Origin of the sequence: Rhodococcus sp. P14 (assembly GCF_000256505.1) — a bacterium.
Classification (GTDB): Bacteria; Actinomycetota; Actinomycetes; order Mycobacteriales; family Mycobacteriaceae; genus Rhodococcus; species Rhodococcus ruber.
Window position 1 is genome coordinate 24,810 of record NZ_AJFC01000130.1, and the last position, 19,273, is coordinate 44,082.

General features: G+C 71.7%; 20 protein-coding genes and 1 tRNA gene. 12 read left to right on the forward strand and 9 right to left on the reverse strand.

Annotated features, from left to right (window positions below):
* Positions 1-33 precede the first annotated feature (33 nt).
* Both OEY_RS0109945 and OEY_RS0109950 read left to right on the forward strand, forming a co-directional pair.
* Positions 34-1,344 (forward strand): lysine N(6)-hydroxylase/L-ornithine N(5)-oxygenase family protein, encoded by a 1,311-nt coding sequence (locus tag OEY_RS0109945; protein WP_443216040.1) that lies wholly within the window; start codon positions 34-36, stop codon positions 1,342-1,344.
* On the forward strand, positions 1,341-1,580 hold the full coding sequence (locus OEY_RS0109950) for an MbtH family protein (protein WP_003936798.1): 240 nt from the start codon (positions 1,341-1,343) through the stop codon (positions 1,578-1,580). Before OEY_RS0109945 ends, OEY_RS0109950 begins: the two co-directional genes overlap by 4 nt.
* 27 nt (positions 1,581-1,607) lie before the next feature.
* Here OEY_RS0109950 and OEY_RS0109955 read toward each other — a convergent pair whose 3' ends face one another.
* Positions 1,608-3,071: a threonine/serine ThrE exporter family protein gene (locus OEY_RS0109955; protein ID WP_010593736.1), complete on the reverse strand. Its 1,464-nt coding sequence runs from the start codon at positions 3,069-3,071 to the stop codon at positions 1,608-1,610.
* Positions 3,072-3,200: 129 nt separating this feature from the next.
* Here OEY_RS0109955 and OEY_RS0109960 point away from each other — a divergent pair.
* Positions 3,201-3,275: transfer RNA gene (locus OEY_RS0109960), tRNA-Thr, on the forward strand.
* An 86-nt stretch (positions 3,276-3,361) separates the two neighbouring features.
* On the opposite strand, the gene OEY_RS0109965 is transcribed toward OEY_RS0109960, so the two are convergent.
* The 4 genes from OEY_RS0109965 to OEY_RS0109985 all read right to left on the reverse strand — a co-directional run bounded on the left by OEY_RS0109965 (position 3,362) and on the right by OEY_RS0109985 (position 6,648).
* Complete coding sequence (locus tag OEY_RS0109965; RefSeq protein ID WP_225222260.1) at positions 3,362-3,595, reverse strand: hypothetical protein; 234 nt, start codon at positions 3,593-3,595, stop codon at positions 3,362-3,364.
* 73 nt (positions 3,596-3,668) lie between these two features.
* Entirely contained in the window at positions 3,669-4,190 is a 522-nt protein-coding gene (locus tag OEY_RS0109970) for a winged helix-turn-helix transcriptional regulator (RefSeq protein ID WP_010593738.1), read from the reverse strand.
* A 444-nt stretch (positions 4,191-4,634) separates the two neighbouring features.
* Positions 4,635-6,053 carry a serine/threonine-protein kinase gene (locus OEY_RS0109975; RefSeq protein WP_010593739.1) on the reverse strand — a complete coding sequence of 473 codons (1,419 nt, stop codon included), beginning with the start codon at positions 6,051-6,053 and terminating at the stop codon, positions 4,635-4,637.
* Positions 6,054-6,183: 130 nt separating this feature from the next.
* Entirely contained in the window at positions 6,184-6,648 is a 465-nt protein-coding gene (locus tag OEY_RS0109985; protein ID WP_010593740.1) for a hypothetical protein, read from the reverse strand.
* Positions 6,649-6,791: 143 nt separating this feature from the next.
* Between OEY_RS0109985 and OEY_RS0109990 the strand changes: the two genes are divergently transcribed.
* The gene (locus OEY_RS0109990; RefSeq protein ID WP_010593741.1) at positions 6,792-7,574 is read left to right on the forward strand and encodes a nuclear transport factor 2 family protein; all 783 of its coding nucleotides are present in this window, start codon (positions 6,792-6,794) and stop codon (positions 7,572-7,574) included.
* A gap of 5 nt (positions 7,575-7,579) precedes the next feature.
* Here OEY_RS0109990 and OEY_RS0109995 read toward each other — a convergent pair whose 3' ends face one another.
* The 3 genes from OEY_RS0109995 to OEY_RS0110005 all read right to left on the reverse strand — a co-directional run bounded on the left by OEY_RS0109995 (position 7,580) and on the right by OEY_RS0110005 (position 10,027).
* Complete coding sequence (locus OEY_RS0109995) at positions 7,580-8,434, reverse strand: hypothetical protein (protein WP_010593742.1); 855 nt, start codon at positions 8,432-8,434, stop codon at positions 7,580-7,582.
* A 61-nt stretch (positions 8,435-8,495) separates the two neighbouring features.
* Positions 8,496-8,705, reverse strand: a complete 210-nt coding sequence (locus OEY_RS0110000; RefSeq protein ID WP_010593743.1) for a hypothetical protein — start codon at positions 8,703-8,705, stop codon at positions 8,496-8,498.
* 137 nt (positions 8,706-8,842) lie between these two features.
* Entirely contained in the window at positions 8,843-10,027 is a 1,185-nt protein-coding gene (locus OEY_RS0110005; RefSeq protein ID WP_010593744.1) for an Ig-like domain-containing protein, read from the reverse strand.
* Between the two features lie 128 nt (positions 10,028-10,155).
* Between OEY_RS0110005 and OEY_RS0110010 the strand changes: the two genes are divergently transcribed.
* Genes OEY_RS0110010 through OEY_RS0110020 form a run of 3 tightly spaced genes read left to right on the forward strand, consistent with a single transcriptional unit; the run spans position 10,156 to position 13,453 of the window.
* Positions 10,156-10,893 (forward strand): response regulator transcription factor, encoded by a 738-nt coding sequence (locus OEY_RS0110010; RefSeq protein ID WP_017680577.1) that lies wholly within the window; start codon positions 10,156-10,158, stop codon positions 10,891-10,893.
* Complete coding sequence (locus OEY_RS0110015; protein WP_010593746.1) at positions 10,890-12,299, forward strand: sensor histidine kinase; 1,410 nt, start codon at positions 10,890-10,892, stop codon at positions 12,297-12,299. The genes OEY_RS0110010 and OEY_RS0110015 overlap by 4 nt, the downstream gene beginning before the upstream one ends.
* Before the next feature lie 53 nt (positions 12,300-12,352).
* A complete protein-coding gene (locus OEY_RS0110020) occupies positions 12,353-13,453 on the forward strand; it encodes an alpha/beta fold hydrolase (protein WP_010593747.1) in 1,101 nt (366 codons plus the stop codon).
* Here the strand turns inward: OEY_RS0110020 and OEY_RS0110025 are convergent.
* Positions 13,415-13,840: an HIT family protein gene (locus OEY_RS0110025; protein ID WP_029539983.1), complete on the reverse strand. Its 426-nt coding sequence runs from the start codon at positions 13,838-13,840 to the stop codon at positions 13,415-13,417. The genes OEY_RS0110020 and OEY_RS0110025 overlap by 39 nt on opposite strands.
* 53 nt (positions 13,841-13,893) lie before the next feature.
* Here OEY_RS0110025 and OEY_RS0110030 point away from each other — a divergent pair, with 53 nt between their 5' ends.
* From OEY_RS0110030 to purB, 5 genes are all read left to right on the forward strand, one after another.
* Complete coding sequence (locus OEY_RS0110030) at positions 13,894-14,589, forward strand: nucleoside/nucleotide kinase family protein (RefSeq protein WP_010593749.1); 696 nt, start codon at positions 13,894-13,896, stop codon at positions 14,587-14,589.
* Between the two features lie 109 nt (positions 14,590-14,698).
* Positions 14,699-15,955 (forward strand): phosphoribosylamine--glycine ligase, encoded by a 1,257-nt coding sequence (gene purD / locus OEY_RS0110035; RefSeq protein WP_010593750.1) that lies wholly within the window; start codon positions 14,699-14,701, stop codon positions 15,953-15,955.
* A 146-nt stretch (positions 15,956-16,101) separates the two neighbouring features.
* On the forward strand, positions 16,102-17,280 hold the full coding sequence (locus tag OEY_RS0110040; RefSeq protein ID WP_029539984.1) for a pyridoxal phosphate-dependent aminotransferase: 1,179 nt from the start codon (positions 16,102-16,104) through the stop codon (positions 17,278-17,280).
* 84 nt (positions 17,281-17,364) lie between these two features.
* A complete protein-coding gene (locus OEY_RS0110045; protein ID WP_010593752.1) occupies positions 17,365-17,982 on the forward strand; it encodes a TetR/AcrR family transcriptional regulator in 618 nt (205 codons plus the stop codon).
* 24 nt (positions 17,983-18,006) lie between these two features.
* A partial coding sequence (gene purB / locus OEY_RS0110050) for an adenylosuccinate lyase (RefSeq protein WP_010593753.1) occupies positions 18,007-19,273 on the forward strand: 1,267 nt, incomplete at its 3' end.

The window sequence follows — 19,273 nt, forward strand, 5'->3', positions numbered from 1 at the left end:
GGCGAACCACCGGAACTCCTCGACCTCGTCGGGATCGGATTCGGACCCGCCAATCTCGCATTGGCGATCGCCGTCGAAGAGCACAATGCCGAAGCCCCGCACGACCCCGTGCGGGCCCGGTTCTTCGACCGGCAGCCCGCGTTCGCCTGGCATCCCGGAATGCTCCTCGAGGGCTCCACCATGCAGATCGCCTTCCCGAAGGACCTGGTCACCTTCCGCAACCCCACGAGCCCCTACACCTTCTTCGCCTACCTGCACGACCGGGGCCGGCTCGTCGACTTCGTCAACCACCAGACGTTCTTCCCCACCCGGCACGAGTTCCAGGACTATCTGCAGTGGGCGGCCGCCCGCGTCGACGCCGACGTGCGGTACGGCACCGAGGTCGTCGCCGTCGAGGCCGTACGCGACCCGGCGGGCATCGCCGACCGCCTCGCCGTCCACGCCGCCGACGGCACCGTCGTGCACGCCCGCAACATCGCCGTCGGCGTGGGGCTGCGACCCCGCATCCCCCCGTGGGCCACCGAGACCGTGCGGTGCTTCCACAACCACCGGTTCCTGTTCCACCTGGCCGAGATGCCGGCGCCGGTGCACCAGCGGTTCGTCGTCGTCGGTGCCGGCCAGAGCGCTGCCGAGGTGGTGCAGTACCTGCACAGCCACTACCCGCAGGCCGAGGTGCACAACGTGTTCGCCCGCTTCGGCTACAGCCCCGCCGACGACAGCCCGTACGCCAACCGCATCTTCGATCCGGCCACCGTCGACGAACTGCACGCCGCACCCGAAGCGGAGCGGGAGCGACTGCTGGCCCTGCACCGCAGCACCAACTACTCCGTCGTCGACCCCGACCTCATCGCCGCGCTGTACGCGGCCGAGTACCGCGAGCGCGTCGGCGGCCGGCGGCGGCTGTTCATGCGGCGCGCCTCCGAGGTCGCCGCGGTCACCGAGACGGCCACCGGAATCGAGGTGGACGTGCGCAGCACGCTCGACGGACTCACCGACACCCTGACGTGCGACGCCGTGGTCCTCGCCACCGGATTCGACGCCGCCCCGCTGCCCCCGCTGCTCGGCGCTCTCGCTCCCGAGTCGTCGCCGCTGCGCACGGTCGACCGGGACTACCGCCTGCCCACCGAGGGCGACGTCCGGGCGGGGATCTATCTTCAGGGCGGCACCGAGAAGACCCACGGGCTGACGGCCTCGCTGCTGTCGAACGTGGCGATCCGGTCCGGGGAGATCCTCGGATCCGTCCTCGAGCAGCGCGACGGAAAACTACCAGCGGGTCATGACCGGGCCCCGGAGCTTGCTAGGGTACGGGAGCAGCACACCTATGCGACAAGTGAGGCGAGATGAGCACGAATCCTTTTGACGACGAAGACGGCCGCTTCTACGTCCTCATGAACGACGAGGAGCAGTACTCGCTGTGGCCGACTTTCTCCGAGGTGCCGCAGGGGTGGCGCGTGGTGTTCGGGGAGGAGTCGCGTGCAGCGTGCGTCGAGTACGTGGAGAAGAACTGGACCGACATGCGGCCGAAGAGCCTGCGTGACGCCATGGAAGCCGACGAGAAGGCCCGCAACGCCGGCGCCTGACCGTCCGAGGTAACGCGTAGACGAGAGTCACGCCGCGGGTGCGCCACCCGCGGGGTGACTCTCGTGGCGTTTCGCCCCCCGGTACGGACGGACCAGCCGGACGCGCCGCAACTGCGGCCGGCGCAGCGACCCCGCCCGCAGCACGCTGCGCGGATGCCGGACCGTGCGGGCCAGCCACTCGCCGAGCGTCACCCCCGCCGCCAGCGCGCACCCGATGCCGAACGCCGAGAACAGCGCGGTCAGTCCGAGCAGCAGTTCGTTGCCGATCACCGCATACAGGCCCCGGTACAACGACAGGCCCGGCAGCAACGGGGTGATACCGGCGACCGCCACCACCAACGGTGGGGTCAGCGCCCGTCGCGCCATCAGGCCGCCGGCGAAACCGACCACCGTCGCGGCCGTCGCCGACGAGATGATCGGACCCACCGCGAACTCCATCGACATCAGGAACACGAGGCTGCCCACCGCACCGCCGAGCGCGGCGGCCGTCAGCGCCCGCCGTTCGGCGTAGCACGCCAGCGCATAGAACAGTGCCGACGCCGCACCGGCGAGTACCTTCACCGGCAGGGCGGTCGCCGTGGGTAGCGCATCGTTGCTGATCACCGGCAGCTCCGCGCCCAGCGCCTCCATCACCTTCAGCGCCGTCGCCACGCCGGCGATGATCCCGCCCGTCATCATCACCAGTTCGAAGAACCGCGCCGACGCGGTGATCGGCGCTCCGGTGATCGCGTCCTGCACCGAGCCGACCAGCGACAAGCCCGAGAGCAGTACCGTCACGCCGGCCGCGATGATCAGCCCCGGCGGGGCGTCGACACCCAACGGTTCGCGCAGGTTGAACAACAGGATCGCGGGCGTCGCGGCGATGATGCCGCCGACGACGTGCTGGAAGAAGAACGGCAGACCCATGCCGTTGAGGATGCGGTTCGTCCGGTCGATGACCGCCGTCGATGCGAACGCCATCGCCGCCACGAGCGCGCCACCCCCGAGCAGCACCGAGATCGACGCGGCCATCGCCGCCCACGCGAACGTCGCCACCCAGCGGTGATACGGGTGCGGCGCCGTCGTGATCGCCAGCAGATCCTCACGGGCCTGCGCCGGGGAGATCGCCTCCCGCCGGATGCGCCGGGTCAGCCGGTCCACCGCGGCGAGCCGCGTGAAGTCCATCGACCGGTACTGCACGACGCGCATCGTGCTCGCCGGCGGCATCGTCGGCCCGCGGTACGCCGAGAGCACGATCGAGTTGTAGGTCACGTCGACGTCGCACTGCGCCAGGCCGTACGTCGCGGCGACGAAACGCACCTGCTCGGAGGTGTCGATCGCGCCGGTGCCCGCGGCCAGCAGCACCTCGCCGACGCGGACGGCGACGTCGAGTGCCTCGGCGACCGTCGCGTCGTCCGTCAGGTCGATCGGCTGCAGCGGCGCCGGCGCCTCGGTGATGGTGTCCAGGGTCGCCCGGCGGTCGAGGACAAGCTTTCCGAAGGCGGCTGCCATCGTTCCCACCGCTGTGCGCTCCCAACTCTGTCGTCGTCGATTGCGGCCGTCGCGGCCACCAATCCACCGTAACGAACCGGGGGGTGGCATGCCGGGCCCGGTGTCTCGGTATGATTGGCGCGCTCGACTGCCTCCTTAGCTCAGTGGTAGAGCACTCGCCTTGTAAGCGAGCGGTCGTCAGTTCAATCCTGACAGGGGGCTCCACCAGCGGCGCGGGGGCATCCGCGCGGTTCTCGGTCGGACGCGACAACAATTGCATTCGCGTCCGGCTGCCCGGATCGCGGATGCGCTCAGGTCTCGCTGTCCGGGTGGATCGGTGAGGCGCGCAACCCGGTCTCGTCGCTCTCGTTCGCGGCGACCTCGAACACCTGCAACGGCGTGTTCGGGGGAGGGGCGTCCTCGGTTCGATCGGGCGCTGCTGCCGCGGAGACGGCGGGCGACGACTCGATCCGGCGGCGGATCTCCGCGAGCAGGGCGTCGGTCGGCACCCGGGTCAGGTCGGGTCCGGCACCGGATTCCGGCATCTCCGTCACGGTGATCACCCCCGGAGCTCGTGACAACGTGTCGACCGATTCTCGCAGAGCGCCCGGCGGTGGGTCACCGGTTTGCGGAGGCGTTGCGCATCGCGCGGCGGGCCTGTTCCGCGGTGAAGTTCGGCGTCACGCGCAGTTCCTCGAGGGGGACTTCGCGTTCGGCGCTGCGGACCTCGACGCGCACGGGATCACCGGTCGTGTCGTCGGACAGGCCGAGAGGAGCGCCGCGCTCGCCCTGGAGGTACTTGTCACCCCACTGCTGCAGCGCGAGTACCACGGGGAGCAGGTCGCGGCCCTTCTCGGTGAGGACGTACTCGTACCGCGTCCGCTGCCCGGGTTCCTTGTACGGCCGACGCTCGAACAGGCCCTCGGCGGTCATCTCGCGCAGTCGGGCTGCCGCGACAGCCTCGGTGACCCCGACGCGGCGGGTGAAGTCGTCGAACCGCCGGGTGCCGTAGTAGGCCTCGCGCAGGATCAGCATCGCCGAGCGGGTTCCCACCGTGTCCATCGCCTTCGCGATCGAGCACTGGGTGGTCTGCCAGGCATCGCGATCGGCGAGAAAGCCCTCCAACCGTGCCGCATCCATGCACCCATCCTAAGTGACTTGCCCGCGACATAGTCAGGCCGACGGTCGGTTCCCGGCACGAAGGCCGTCGGCTGGCTACCCGACGAACCGTGGTGAGGCACATCACAGAGTGCGCTTGTCGAACTGGGGGTAACACCTATCGTGTACCGCTCGATGATCTTGATGATGCCCCCGTCGCGCGCTCAGCGACGTGGAGCGTCGTTCGTCTCCGTCCCCTGCGGAGACGAAGGATCGTCACACGACACCTTGGAGGTAGGAATGGTTCTCGGTTCCCTCGCTGCAACGCTGTTCACTCTGCTCGCCGGTCTCGGCATCCTGCTCTGATCCATCACCCCTCGGGCGCTCCCACCTCGAAGTGGGAGCGCCCGAGGGGTTTCGTGCAGTCCAGCGGTCGAACGCGATCAGCCCTTCCGTTCCGCACCGGCCCGTGTTCCGACTCCCGCATCACCTGCCGCTGTTGCCGTTGCCGCCGCTGTTGTTGCCGTTGCCGCCGCCGCCGTTGCCGCCGCTGTTGTTGCCGCCGCCCTCGTTGCCACCTTCGTTGCCGCCGCCCTCGTTGCCACCTTCGTTGCCGTCACCGCGGCCCTCGTTGCCGCGGCCGTCGTCACCGTTACCGTTCCCCTCGTTACCGTCCTCACTGCTTCCGTTCCCACTGCTTCCGTCCTCACTGCTTCCGTCCTCACTGCTTCCGTTCCCGGACTCCGGCACTACCGGCGGCACGATCGGGGCCGGCGCGGGAACGGTGGTGAACACGGGCGTCGGGCTCGCCTCCGGGGCACCGGGTGAACTGGGGTTGCCGACCGGAATCGGGATGCTGACGGGAACGCTGCTCGTCCCCGCGACCGACGGCGCATCACCGCCCCGCCCCCAGGCCAGCAGGAGCAGGGCAACCGTTACTGCGGTCGTCACGCCGAGTGCCAGCAGGATCCGGCGACGACCGGGGTCGGGCTCGGGGGTCGCGTCGAACCGCACAGCAGTCGTGGCGGGCGCGAGTGGCACGGCGGCGGTGAACTCCCGCGTCGGCCCGTGAGGCACCGGGCTCACCGGAGCTGCGAAAGGCCGGCCCTGCAGGGCGGCGAGCATGTCCCGGGCACTGGTGAAGCGTTGTCCGGGATCGCGTGCCATCGCCCGCTCGATCACGGCCACGAGTCCGGGGTCGACGTCCGGTCGCGCTGCGGCCAGCGGGGGCGGCGGTCCCTGCGTGATCGCCCGTGCCAGCGCCAGCAGGTTGTCGTAGTCGTAGGGCTTGCGCCCGGTCAGTGCCTCGTACCCCACGGCCCCGAGGGCGTACAGATCGTCGTGCACGCTCGCCGGTGTGCCGGCGAGCCGATCGGGACTCAGGTAGGCGACGGTGCCGACGAGTTCGCCGGTGCGGGTGTAGTCCTCGCCGGCGCTCTTGGCGATGCCGAAGTCGGTCACCTTCACCGCTCCGGCCTCGGTGAAGAGAATGTTGCCCGGTTTGATGTCGCGGTGGAGGATCCCGGCGTCGTGCGCCGCGGCGACCGCGGCTGCCACGTCGATCAGGATGGCCCGCACCCGGTCCTGCGGCATCGGGCCGAGCGCGATCTCGTCGGCGAGGGTGCCGCCGGGCAGGCGCTCCATCACGATGTAGGGCACTCCGGCGTCCTCGCCGCTGTCGTGCACCGCGACGATGTGCGGATCGTCGAGGGACGCCGCAGCGCGTGCCTCGGCCTCGAAGCGTCGGCGCACGTCGGGCAGGCGTCCGAATTCGCCCCGAAGCACTTTCACCGCGACGGGTCGCCCGAGACGGGTGTCCCAGCCGTCTCTGATCTCACCCATCCCGCCGCAGCCCAGCACGCCGCGCAACTCGTAGCGGCCGGCGAGCAGTTCGGGGACGGGCATGGTTCCAACGCTAGTAGCCCCGGCCGGTCCCGTCGCGCTGGTCCGTCGCGCGGGGCGCCAGCACGGTCCGTTCGCTCGGTGGGGCGAGGCGGTCCTTCGAGCCGGCGTCCGGGGCCGGCTCGGGCACAGTTCAGCGAGACCGGGTCCCTCGAGCCGACGAGCGACCCACCACGCTGCGGACGAAGGTGACGAGGGCGGCGACGATCCCGATGACACTGCCCACGATTCCCAGCCCCAGGACGATGCGCGCCACGAGCGGCCAGTCGAACGAGGCGTCGCCGAAGTCGAACGGGAACACCTGCCAGATCGTCAGCAGCGCCAGCAGCGCAACCGTCGTGGTGACCGCGTCTCCCAGCGCCTTGAACCACACGGGATCCCGCATCAGGTACAGGAGATTGGCGACCAGGCTGACCAGGATCGAGGCGTTGACCCAGCCGATGACGGACCGCGTGTCGTCGGTGAGGAACGGCACCGCCTCCCAGCCCGGCCACACGTTCGCGGCGTACAGCACCACCGCGTTGAGGAGGGCCGCGACGAGATACCCGAATCGTCGGGCGGCGACCGGGGAGCGCGGTCGGGTCGAAGTGGGTGTCATGGCGACCTCCCTCGGTCGGAACCGTCTTTCACGCTAGACCGGGGGTCCGTGCCGGGGAAGAAGGTCACCGCCCGGCCGATGAGTTTACCGCCGCCCGGCGGTCGGAACAGGTACGGCATCGTTCGCAGTGAGGAGTCAGCACCATGTTGGACCGTTCCTTTTCCAGTTTCGCTGTCGACGACGTGGCGGCGGCCGCGAAGTTCTACGGAGACGTCCTCGGCCTCTCCGTGTCCGAGGAGCACGGGATGTTGCACCTGCACCTCGACGGCGGACGCGACACGTTGATCTATCCGAAGGAGGACCACACTCCGGCCACCTACACCGTCCTCGACTTTCCCGTTCGCGACCTCGAGAAGGTGGTGGACGAACTCGCCGCTCGCGGTGTCCGGTTCGAGCGCTACGACGGCGTCGACGACAAGGGCATCTTCCGTCGGGTCGGCCCGCCGATCGCGTGGTTCCGGGACCCGGCCGGCAACATCCTCGCCGTCCTCGAGACGGACGAGGCTCCGGACGAGGAGCGGATTCGTGCGCTGATCGAGGAACACACCGCGGCCCGCAACGCCAAGGACGTCGATCGGCTCGCCGCGTGCTACGTCCCCGGTGCGACGGTGTTCGATCTGGCGCCGCCGCTGCGCAAGTCCGCCCCCGCTCCGCAGGTTTGGGCGTCGTGGTTCGCGGGGTTCGACGGCCCTCTCGACTGTGAGGTGCGGGACCTGCGCGTCGAGACGGCCGGCGACGTCGCGTTCTGCCACGCACTGTCGCGGCTGGGAGCGACACAGCACGGCGGGCCGCGCTTCGACCTGTGGTTCCGCGTCACGTTCGGTCTACGCCGCGTCGAGGGGTCGTGGCGGATCGCACACGAGCACGAGTCCACCCCGTTCCACATGGACGGCACCTTCCGGGCCGTCACGGACCTGCAGGAGTGAGCGGATCAGTCCGGTGCCCGCAGTTCGTGCCTGCCGCTGTTGCCCGAGCCACCCGAGTTGCTGCGCAACCACCGGCCGGGCAGCTTGCCCGCGAGATCACCCAGCGGGCCCACCGCCTCGCGGAGCAGTTCGGCGGTCTCCTGCAGCACGTCGATGCTGGTGCTCATCCGATGGATCGTGGGGGTCAGCTGCACCAGCGTCTCGGACAGCGACACGATCTGGTCGAGCGGTCCGCCCTTGGCGAGCAGGCGTTCGAGGGCGCCCTGTTCGGCGAGCAGGGTGTCGAGCACCCCGCCCTGCTCGAGGGCCCGTTCGACCAGGCCGCCGGGCTGGAGGGCGACGTCGACGATTCCGCCGGGAGCGGTGAGCCGTTCGACGGGCCCGCTCTCGGCGAGCAGACGCTCGAGCGGGCCGCTGGGGGCGGTGAGCCGATCGAGGAGGCCGCCGCTCGACAGCAGGCGGTCCAGGGCTCCGTCCTCGGCGAGGACCTTCTCGAGCGGACCGCCGGGCGCCGTCACCCGGTCGAGGGCGCCACCGGGTTCGAGGAGCCGGTCGAGGGGGCCGCCCGGGGCGGTGAGCCGGTCAACCGGTCCGCCGGGCGCGAGGAGGCGATCCAGCGGTCCGCCGGGACGCAGCGCCTGGCCGAGCGGACGGTCGTCGGCGGCAAGCACGGAGACCTGTTGCAGCAAACCGAGCGGTCCCCGCGGGCTCGCGACGCCGACCGCGTTCAGCCCCGCATACGTCTGGGGGGAGACCGCCAGGCGGACGGTCCCGATGACGCCTTCGGCCACGCCGAGGGCCGAGTCCGCCGCAGCGAAGCCGAGACGGACGGGGAACGCGAGCGCGGACGCCAGACTCATGCCTGTCACTGTAACCGGCGCAACAGTGCGGCTCGGCGGGACGAGCCGCCGCCGCGGGTCCTCAGGAGACGCGGAGCGTTCCCCCCCGGGCATACACCTCGGTGCAGCCGCAGCCCCGAGCGAGTTCGGAGCAGTCGATCACCAGCACGTGCCGCACCCGGGAGGTGTCGAAGCAGTCGGGATCGGTGCATTCCACGGTCGTCGTCGCGTGCACGACGAGGGTGCCGTGACAGTGGTCGAGATCGGATCGGCACGCCCGGCACGTCGTCATGGGCGGGACCTCCTTCGCGGTGGCTGTCTTCGTCCCGTAATAGCATCACGCGCCGACAACGTGGTGGACGTGCGGGGGCGTGTCCGGCCGGATCGACGCCTCCGGCGGGCCGGATCGGCGCCTCCGGCGGGGCCGGGTCAGCGCCTCCGGCGGCGGGCGAGGACGGCAACAGCCAGCACACCGGCGCTCGCCCCGACCCCGGCGGCGATCCACCAGCCGCGGGCGTTCCCGGATCCGGGCACCGTCACCGCGACGGGTTCGGAGGTCGCGCCCGCGGCGCCGGGCGCGCCCGAGTAGACCGCGGTGATCGTGTGGCTTCCGGCGCCCGAGAGGCGATGCTCGACGGCGGCCCGGCCGTCGACGACCGCCACCGGCTGACCCAGGTCGGTGCCGCCGTCCCGGAACAGCACCGTGCCGCCTTCGACGTCCGGCGACACCGTCGCCGTGAGGGTGACGACCGTCCCGTCGTCCACCACGTCCGGGGCGTCGACGGTGACCGTCGCGGGCACCTCGGCGACGTCGGAGATCGTGATGACCGCGAGCGGACCGGCGCCGGCGTTGAGGGGCCCGGTCATCGTGTCCCGCGGTGAGCAGCGTGTCGGTCCCCACTGGGTGGAGCCGAGGAACGTGGCCTGGGTGAGCGAGGTGTTGTAGTTGGCGTCGTCGTCGACCAGGCCCGCGGCGCCGGCGGTGCGGAGCATCGGCGTGATCACGCCCGCGTCGCCCGCGATCATGGTCACCTCCACCGCGGGGAGCCGGAACCAGCTGTCGCCGACGGGACTGGGGGTGCCGTCGAGCTGCAACTGTGTCTTGGGCGCCCGGATCCCGGCCTCGCCCTCGGTGCCGGACGTGGGGCTGTTGCCGATGACCTCGTTGTTTCCGGACAGGCGCAGGATCGTGCCCGCCGGGTCGGGGACGCCGTCCTCGTTCACCCGCAGCACGCCGGGCGGCACGTTGTCCAGGTTGAAGGCGGTCCCGGGCACGACCGCGGCGTCGACGAACGTCGCGTTGGCGGGAATCGCGAAGTCGTTCTTCAGGCGGGAGACGCTGCGGGTGGTAGCGCCGCGGCTCGAGTCCGGATACGCGACGGGGGCCGTCTGGATCCGGTAGCTGAACCGTTCACCCGGGCGGACCCGGGCGGGCGCGTCCACCGTCGCGGACGATCCGAGCAATTCGTCGACGTCGATCACCGACCGCACCCGGCACGCGAGGCCGAACGAGACCTCGACCTCCTCGGCGGCCCCGGGCGGGCAGGCCACGAGCAGGGACACGGCGACGGCCGCGGCCGACGCCGCCCCGCGGCGCAGCCACTTCGGCGACACGGCGGCTCCTCACGATGCGGATACGTCTCACAGTGCGAACACGTCCATGATCCCCGATCGCCGCACCCCGACGGCCCGGATTCGGCAGGGCCGGCCGTACAGGAAGTTCCCAGGGTTCTCGCAGCGGCATGCCAGAGCACTCCGGGAGAATCGGCGCCGTGACCGACAAGACCCGCGAAGCCCGGATTCTGATCGTCGACGACGAGCCGAACATCGCCGAACTGCTCTCGGTGAGCCTGAAATTCCAGGGCTTCGAGGTCGAGACGGCGAGCAACGGCGCCGAGGGGCTCGACCGGGCCCGGGCGTTCCGGCCGGACGCGGTGATCCTCGACGTCATGATGCCCGGGATGGACGGGTTCGGGATGCTGCGCCGGCTCCGGGCCGACGGCTCGGACGCGCCGGTGTTGTTCCTGACGGCGAAGGACGCCGTGGCGGACAAGGTGTCCGGCCTGACCCTGGGCGCGGACGACTACGTCACCAAGCCGTTCAGCCTCGAGGAGGTCATCGCCCGGCTCCGGGTGATCCTGCGACGGGCCGGCAAGGTCGCCGCGGACGAACGCTCGGCCCGCATCACCTTCGCCGACATCGAACTCGACGACGACACCCACGAGGTGTGGAAGGCCGGCCGGCCGGTGTCGCTCTCACCCACCGAGTTCACCCTGCTGCGGTACTTCATGGTCAACGCGGGCACGGTGCTCAGCAAGCCGCGCATCCTCGACCACGTGTGGAGCTACGACTTCGGCGGCGAGGTCGGCGTCGTGGAGTCGTACGTCTCCTATCTGCGGCGCAAGGTCGACACCGGGGACACCCCGTTGATCCACACCCTGCGCGGGGTCGGGTACGTCATGCGGGAACCCCGCGCGTGAGCCGCGTACGGCCGCTGCCGCTGCGGTTGACGCTGGTCGCGGCGCTGGTGGCGTTGTCGGGCCTGGGACTGCTGGCGTCCGGGGTGGCGGTGACGTCCGCGTTGCAGGGTTCGCTGCTCGCCCGGACCGACCAGGACCTGCGCACCGCGGCGCAGACGTGGGCCAAGCCGCCCGGGACCGGCCGCGAGCTGCCGCCGCCGGACGCTCCGAGTTCGAACCGGCCGCCGAGCCCGTTCTATGTGCGGGTGGTCGACCCGGACGGGCGGGAGCGGTTCGTCGTCAACGACGAGTCCACCGCGCCGGCGCTGCCCGGCGAGCCGGTGTGGGAGCCGCAGACCGTGGGCTCCGCCGACGGGTCCGACGTGCGCTGGCGGGTGGTGTCGACCCGTAGCGCCGCGGGCCTCGTGACCACCGTCGGTGTCACCCTGGTCTCGATCGAGGACACCGTCGATCGGCTCGTCGTGCTGCAGGTCGGCATCGGCGCCGCGGTGCTGCTCGTGCTCGGGGTCGCCGGGTACTTCGTGGTGCGGCGCAGTCTGCGGCCGCTGAAGGAGGTCGAACGCACCGCGGCAGCGATCGCGGGCGGGGATCTGCACCGGCGGGTTCCCGAGCGGGACCCGCGCACCGAGGTCGGTGGGCTGTCGGTGGCGCTGAACGGCATGCTCGGCCAGATCCAGGAGGCCTTCGCGGCGACGGCGGCGTCGGAGGAGTCCGCCCGCAGATCCGAGGAGAAGATGCGACGGTTCGTCGCCGACGCCGGCCACGAGTTGCGCACCCCGCTCACCACGATCCGCGGGTTCGCCGAGCTCTACCGGCAGGGCGCGAGCAGCGACACCGCACTGCTGATGGACCGCATCGAGAGCGAGTCCCGGCGGATGGGCCTGCTGGTGGAGGATCTGCTCGTGCTGGCCCGCCTCGATGCCCAGCGGCCGCTCGAGCAGAATCCGGTGGACCTGCTCGCCCTGGCCGCCGACGCCGTGCACGATGCGCGGGCCGTCGCGCCGGAGCGCACCGTCGAGCTCGAGGTGTTCGACGGCCCCGGGATACCGGAGGTGCTCGGCGACGACGCGCGACTGCGGCAGGTGCTCGGCAACCTCGTCACCAACGCCCTCACCCACACTCCGGCCGACGCGCGCGTCACCGTCCGGGTCGGCACGGCCGGACCCGACGCCGTGCTCGAGGTCGTCGACACCGGCCCCGGCCTGAGTGAGGCGGACCGCGCCCGGGTCTTCGAGCGTTTCTATCGCGCCGACGTCTCGCGCGCCCGTTCGTCGGGCGGCAGCGGTCTCGGGTTGTCGATCGTCGCCGCGCTGGTGGCGGCCCACGGCGGCCGGGCGGAGGTGGAGTCCGCGCCGGGCGCCGGGTCGACGTTCCGGGTGCTGATCCCGCGGATGCCGGTGGGATGACGGTCCGGCCCTGGGCTACGGTGACGTAACTAACTTTCGAGTAAGGAGACGTCGTGGGACTGTCGGGGACGGCGCAGCGCGCCGTGCGCAACGCGTGGGCGCTGTTCGTCGGCGACGGAATCGAACCACCGCACGACACCGCGTCGGCCGTCGTCGCCGACGGACCGCACCGTACCCTGCGCCGCTACGGTGAGTCCGACGCGGGCGCCCCGGTCCTGCTCGTGCCGCCGCTCGCCGCGCCCGCGCGCTGCTACGACCTGCGCCCCGGGCAGAGTCTCGTGCAGCACCTCGTCGCCACCGGTCGCAACGTCCACGTCCTCGATTTCGGCACCATGGACCGCTCCGACCGTCATCTCGGGTTCGAACACTGGGTCGACGACATCGTGCCCGAGGCGATCGCGCGGGTCGCCGAACTGTGCGGCGGCCGCGACGTCGACCTGGCCGCCTGGAGCCTCGGCGGAACCCTGTGCCTGCTCACCGCGGCCGCCCATCCCGGGTTGCCGATTCGCTCGATCACCGCGTTCGGCACGCCGATCGACTACGAGCGCATCCCCTTCCTCGGGCCGGCCCGGCACCTCGGCCGCCTCGTGGGCGAACCCGCCCTCACGGCCGTGACCCACCTGCTCGGGGGCGTGCCCGCCCCGCTGGTGCAGCTCGGTTACCGGGCCACCGCCCTCGAACGCGAACTGACCCGGCCGTGGTTCGTCGCCCGCAACCTCGCCGACGCCGGCACCCTCGCCCGGATGGAGGCGATCGACCGGTTCCAGGCGGACATGCCCGGCTACCCGGGCCGGCTGTTCCATCAGATGGCGATGCGCCTCACGGTCGCGAACGAACTCGCGACGGGCCGGGTCCGGTTCGAGGACCGGACGATCGACCTCGCCGACGTCACCGTGCCCGTGCTCGCACTCGCCGGCAGCGACGACGTGCTCGCACCCGTCCCGGCCGTCGAGGCGATCGGCCGGGTACTGCCCGGATCGCCCCACGTGCGGTTCGAGGTCGTGCCCGGCAGCCACCTGGGACTGCTCGCCGGCCCCGCCGCCCGCGGCACGTCGTGGGCGCACTTCACCGGGTTCCTCGACGACCCCGCACCGGTGCCGCCGCGGACCGGAAGGTCAGGCGGGGACGTGGTCCGCGTGCCCGAGTTCCCGTAGCGCGGCCTTCAGCTTCGCCTGGGCCTCGTCGAGCGACTCCGGCGACGGGTCCTTCTCCGCCTTGCTGATGTCGAAGTCACCGAGGTCGTACGCCGGGAAGACGTGCAGGTGCAGATGCGGCACCTCGAAGCCGGCGACGAGCAGTCCCGCACGCGGCGCGCCGAACGCCGAGCACACCGCCCGGCCCATGATGCGGGCGACGTGGTGGACCTTGTCCCACAGGTCGTCGTCGACGTTCTGCCAGTGATCCACCTCCTGCCGCGGCACCACGAGCACGTGGCCCTGGTTCACGGGGTTGATGGTCAGGAAGACGACGACGTCGTCGTCCTGCCACACGAACCGGCCCGGCAGGTCGCCGGCGATGATCATGCTGAACACGGAAGCCATACCGGGGAGAATAGGCGGACCCCCGCAGCCGGCGCCTCTCGTATCCTCGTCGCATGCCGTCGCCGCAGTCACCCCGGACGGGACCGCTGCGCGCGCTCGTCGCCGACCTGATCGACCGGCACCTGCGCACCGTCGCGGCGGGGGAGCGCCGCGTGGTCGGGCTCTGCGGCCCGCCCGGCGCCGGCAAGAGCACCGCCGCCGACCTGCTCGTCGACCTCCTGCGCGACGCCGGCATTGCCGCCGCCCCCGCTCCGATGGACGGCTTCCACCTGTCCAACCACCGGCTCGACGCCCACGGCACCCGATCCCGCAAGGGCGCGCCCGAGACGTTCGACGTCGACGGATTCGCGGCCCTGCTGCGCCGGATCCGCGACGACCGCACGGAGACCGTGCACGCACCCGAGTACTCGCGCCGCCTCCACGAACCGATCGCCGCGTTCCACGAGATCACCCCCGAGACCCGCGTCGTCGTCACCGAGGGCAACTACCTGCTCCTCGCAGACGGCGGATGGGAGCGGATCCGCCCGCTCCTCGACCTCGTCGTCTACCTCGACGCACCCGACGACGAGCTCGAGACCCGCCTGGCCCGGCGCCACCGGGCCACCGGATCGACCGTCGCCCAGGCCGCCGAATGGGTCCGCACGGTCGACCTGCCCAACGCGCACACCGTCGCACGGACCCGGGACCGTGCCGACCTGGTGTGGTGCCCGGTCGTGGGAACCGGAGGGGACGCCGGAGCGGCCCGGTAGCGCCGGGCGGTCCCGGTCGTCCGTCCCGGTACCCCGTCGCCCGCGCACGGACCATGGGGCACCGATGCGTCGGTCCGGAGCCCCGGACCGGTCCCGTAACCTGTCCTGCGTGCGCGTACTCGTTATCGGTTCCGGTGCCCGTGAACATGCCCTCGTCCTGGCCCTGACCCGCGATCCCGGCGTGACGGCCGTGCTGGCGGGGCCCGGCAACGCCGGCATCGGCCGGATCGCCGAGCAGCTCCCGGTCGACGCCGCGTCCGCCGAGGACGTCGTCGCGCTCGCGAAGGCGCAGAATGTCGACCTCGTGGTGATCGGCCCGGAGGTGCCCCTGGTCCTCGGCGTCGCCGACGCCGTGCGCGCCGCGGGCATCGCCTGCTTCGGTCCGTCCGCGGTGGCCGCCCGCATCGAGGGCTCGAAGGCGTTCGCCAAGGACGTCATGAAGACCGCCGGGGTCCGCACCGCGCACAGCGAGGTCGTCGACAATCCCGCCGATCTCGACGAGAAGCTCGACCGCTTCGGCCCCACCTGGGTGGTCAAGGACGACGGGCTCGCCGCCGGCAAGGGCGTCGTCGTCACCGCCGACCGGGCCGCCGCCCGCGACCACGCCGCGGAAATCCTCGAGAACGGGCACCCCGTGCTGCTCGAATCGTTCCTCGACGGCCCCGAGGTCTCGCTGTTCTGCCTCGTCGACGGCGAGACCGTCGTGCCGCTGCTGCCGGCGCAGGACCACAAGCGCGTCGGCGACGGCGACACCGGCCCCAACACCGGCGGCATGGGCGCCTACACGCCGCTGCCGTGGCTGCCGCAGGGCATGGTCGACACGATCGTCGCGGACGTCGTGAAGCCCGTCGCCGCCGAGATGGTCCGCCGCGGATGCGGCTTCTCGGGCCTGCTCTACGCGGGCCTGGCCATCGGCAAGGACGGTCCGGCCGTCGTCGAATTCAACTGCCGCTTCGGCGATCCCGAGACCCAGGCCGTGCTCGCCCTGCTCGAGTCGCCGCTCGGCGAGGTGTTGAACGCGGTCGCGACCGGCACCCTGGCCGAGCTGCCGCCGCTGCGCTGGCGCGACGGCGCCGCCGTCACCGTGGTGCTGGCGGCCGAGTACTACCCGGCCAGCCCCCGCACCGGCGACGTGATCGTCGGCGCCGACGCGGAGGGGGTGCTGCACGCGGGCACCAGGATCGCCGACGGCGCGGTCGTCTCGGCCGGCGGACGCGTCCTCAGCGTCGTCGGCACGGGCGCCGATCTCACCGCCGCCCGCGACGAGGCGTACGCCACGCTCGCCGGCATCAAGCTGCCGGGTGGGCACTTCCGCAAGGACATCGGACTGGCCGCCGTCGAAGGGCGCATCACGATCCCGTCCTAGGGGGGACGTACCCGCGCGGTGCCCGGACACGGGCGCGCTCCGGTCGGCGCGCGGGTGTCCGTCGAAGGAGCTGACGTCGCGACGGTCCGTCGGTGCATGCCCACCGGGAAACATCCGGCCGAGCGCGAGCGGCTAACGTCGAGGTCGTGCGCTTCGAATCCCGACGATCCAGGATCCAGACCTTCCACGTCATGGACGTGTGGAAGGCGGCCACCGAGCGGCAGCGCACCCACGGCGACGTGCTGAGCCTGGCGGCGGGTCAGCCGTCCACGCCGGCACCCGCCCCGGTGCTGCGCGCCACCCACCGTGTCCTCGACGACGAGCTGCTCGGCTACACCGAGACGTTCGGGATCCTGCCGCTGCGCGAGGCGATCGCCGGCTACCACCGCGACCGCTACGGCGTCGACGTCGGGGCCGACGACGTGGTCGTCACGACCGGATCGTCGGGGGCGTTCACGCTGCTGTTCCTGGCTGCCTTCGACGCCGGCGACACGGTCGTCGTCGCCCGGCCCGGCTACCCCGCCTACCGCAACACCCTCGCCGCCCTCGGCTGCAGGGTGGTCGAGCTGGACTGCGGACCGCACACCCGTTACCAGCCGACCGTCGAGATGCTCGAGGCCCTCGACGGGCCGATCGCCGGACTCGTCGTCGCCAGCCCCGCCAACCCGACCGGCACCATGATCGAGCCGGCCGAGCTGGCCGCACTCGCCCGCTGGTGCGACGACCACGACGCGCTGCTCATCTCCGACGAGATCTACCACGGCATCGAGTTCGGAACGCACGGTGCGCCCGCCACGAGCTGCGCGTGGGAGACCTCCCGCGACGCCGTGGTGATCGGCTCGGTGTCCAAGTACTTCTCGATGACCGGGTGGCGGCTGGGCTGGATGCTCGTGCCGGAGGGACTGCGCCCGCCGCTGCAGCGCCTGGCCTCCAACATGACGGTGTGCCCGCCGGCGATCTCCCAGTACGCGGCCGTCGCCGCGTTCGGCGCGGAGGCCCGGGCCGAGCTCGACGGGCACGTCACGCGGTACGCGGCCAACCGGGAGCTGCTGCTGCGGGGCCTGCCGGAGCTGGGTGTCACCGAGCTCGCCCCCGCCGACGGTGCCTTCTACGTCTACGCCGACATCGGCCACCTGCTCCCGGACGGCGAGAACTCCACCCGCTGGTGCGCCCGGCTGCTGCACGAGACCGGGGTGGCGCTCGCGCCCGGCGTCGACTTCGACACCGTGCACGGCGATCGGACCGTCCGGCTGTCCTTCGCCGGGTCCACCGCGGACGTGCAGGCGGCGCTGGAACGGCTGCGCGCCTGGCTGCCCGGATCGTGACGAAACCCGACAGATTGGTCCTACCTGCGAGTATTCGGGCCGTTTCCGTCAGGCGCGACCACCGGGACTGGCACCATGACAAGGGTGTCGATCGCAGCCACCCCCAAGGGCGAACGGCGCCGCCAGGCGCTCGTCGCGGCGGCGGCCGACCTGATCCTCGAGGGCGGAATCGATGCCGTCCGGCACCGTGCCGTCGCGCACCGGGCCGGACTTCCACTCGCCTCCACCACGTACTACTTCCACTCCCTCGACGACCTCGTCGCGAGCGCGGTCCAGCACAACGGCCGGCGTGAACTCGACGTCATGCGCTCGCGCGTGCAGTGCGTCCCGCCGAGCGACCGCGGACCCGAGTCCACCGCGGACCTGATCGTCGACCTGCTCGTCGGGCCCGGCGGGGTCGGCGAGATCGAACGCGAGCGCCTCATCGCCCGCTACGAGCGGTGCGTCGCCACCGCCCGTCACCCCGAGCTGCGCGACGTCCAGAAGGAGCTGCGCGCGCAGATCGAGCAGCTGCTCACGGACCTGCTGCAGCGGTGCGGGCGGTCGGTGCACGAACCACAGCTGCGGCGGCTCGTCGCGGTCGTCGACGGTGCCGTGCTCGGCGCGCTCGGCGACCTCGACCCCGATCCGCGGGCCCTCGCGCGGTGCATCCTGCCCGGCGTCCTGGAGGGAGTGGCACCGCCTGCCGAGCAGGAGGCGTGACGGGGCGCCGTAAACTGATGTCCTGTGAGTCGCATCCCGAACGTCCTTGCCACCCGTTACGCCAGCCCGGACCTGACCGCGCTGTGGTCGCCGGAGCACAAGATCGTGCTCGAGCGCCAGCTGTGGCTGGCGGTTCTGCGGGCGCAGGCGGAGCTCGGGATCGACGTCCCCCGGGAGGCGCTCGCCGATTACGAGCGGGTGCTCGAGCAGGTCGACCTCGAGTCGATCGCGGCGCGGGAGCGCGTCACCCGCCACGACGTGAAGGCCCGCATCGAGGAGTTCAACGCCCTCGCCGGCCACGAACACGTGCACAAGGGCATGACCAGCCGCGACCTCACCGAGAACGTCGAGCAGCTGCAGATCCTGCGTTCGCTCGAGCACGCCCACGCCCACGGTGTCGCGATCGCCGCGCGGCTGGCCGAGCGCGCCGCCGAGTACTCGACGCTGGTGATGGCGGGCCGGTCGCACAACGTCGCGGCGCAGGCCACCACTCTCGGCAAGCGGTTCGCGTCCGCCGCCGACGAGTTGCTCATCGCGCTCACCCGGTTGCGCGAGCTGATCGCCCGGTATCCGCTGCGCGGCATCAAGGGACCCATGGGCACCGCGCAGGACATGCTCGACCTGCTCGGCGGTGACGCCGACAAGCTCGCGCGTCTCGAGGCGAAGGTCGCCGAGCACCTCGGCTTCGCGAACGTGCTCACCAGCGTCGGCCAGGTCTATCCGCGCTCCCTGGACCACGACGTGCTCTCCGCGCTCGTGCAGGTCGCGGCCGGGCCGTCGTCGTTCGCGCACACCATCCGCCTGATGGCCGGGCACGAGCTCGTCACCGAGGGCTTCCAGCCGGGCCAGGTCGGCTCGTCCGCGATGCCGCACAAGATGAACACCCGTTCCTGCGAGCGGGTCAACGGCCTGCAGGTGGTGCTGCGCGGGTACGCGTCGATGGCCGCCGAGCTCGCCGGCGCGCAGTGGAACGAGGGCGACGTGTTCTGCTCGGTCGTGCGGCGCGTCGCACTGCCCGACGCGTTCTTCGCCCTCGACGGACTGATGGAGACCTTCCTGACCGTCCTCGCCGAGTTCGGTGCCTACCCGGCGGTGATCGAGAAGGAACTCAACCGCTACCTGCCGTTCCTGGCGACCACGAAGGTGCTCATGGCGGCGGTGCGCGCGGGTGTCGGCCGCGAGACGGCGCACGAGGTCATCAAGGAGCATGCGGTCGCCGTGGCACTGGCGATGCGCGAGCAGGGCCGCGAGCCGGACCTGCTGGACCGGCTGGGGGGGGGGCGGGGGGGGG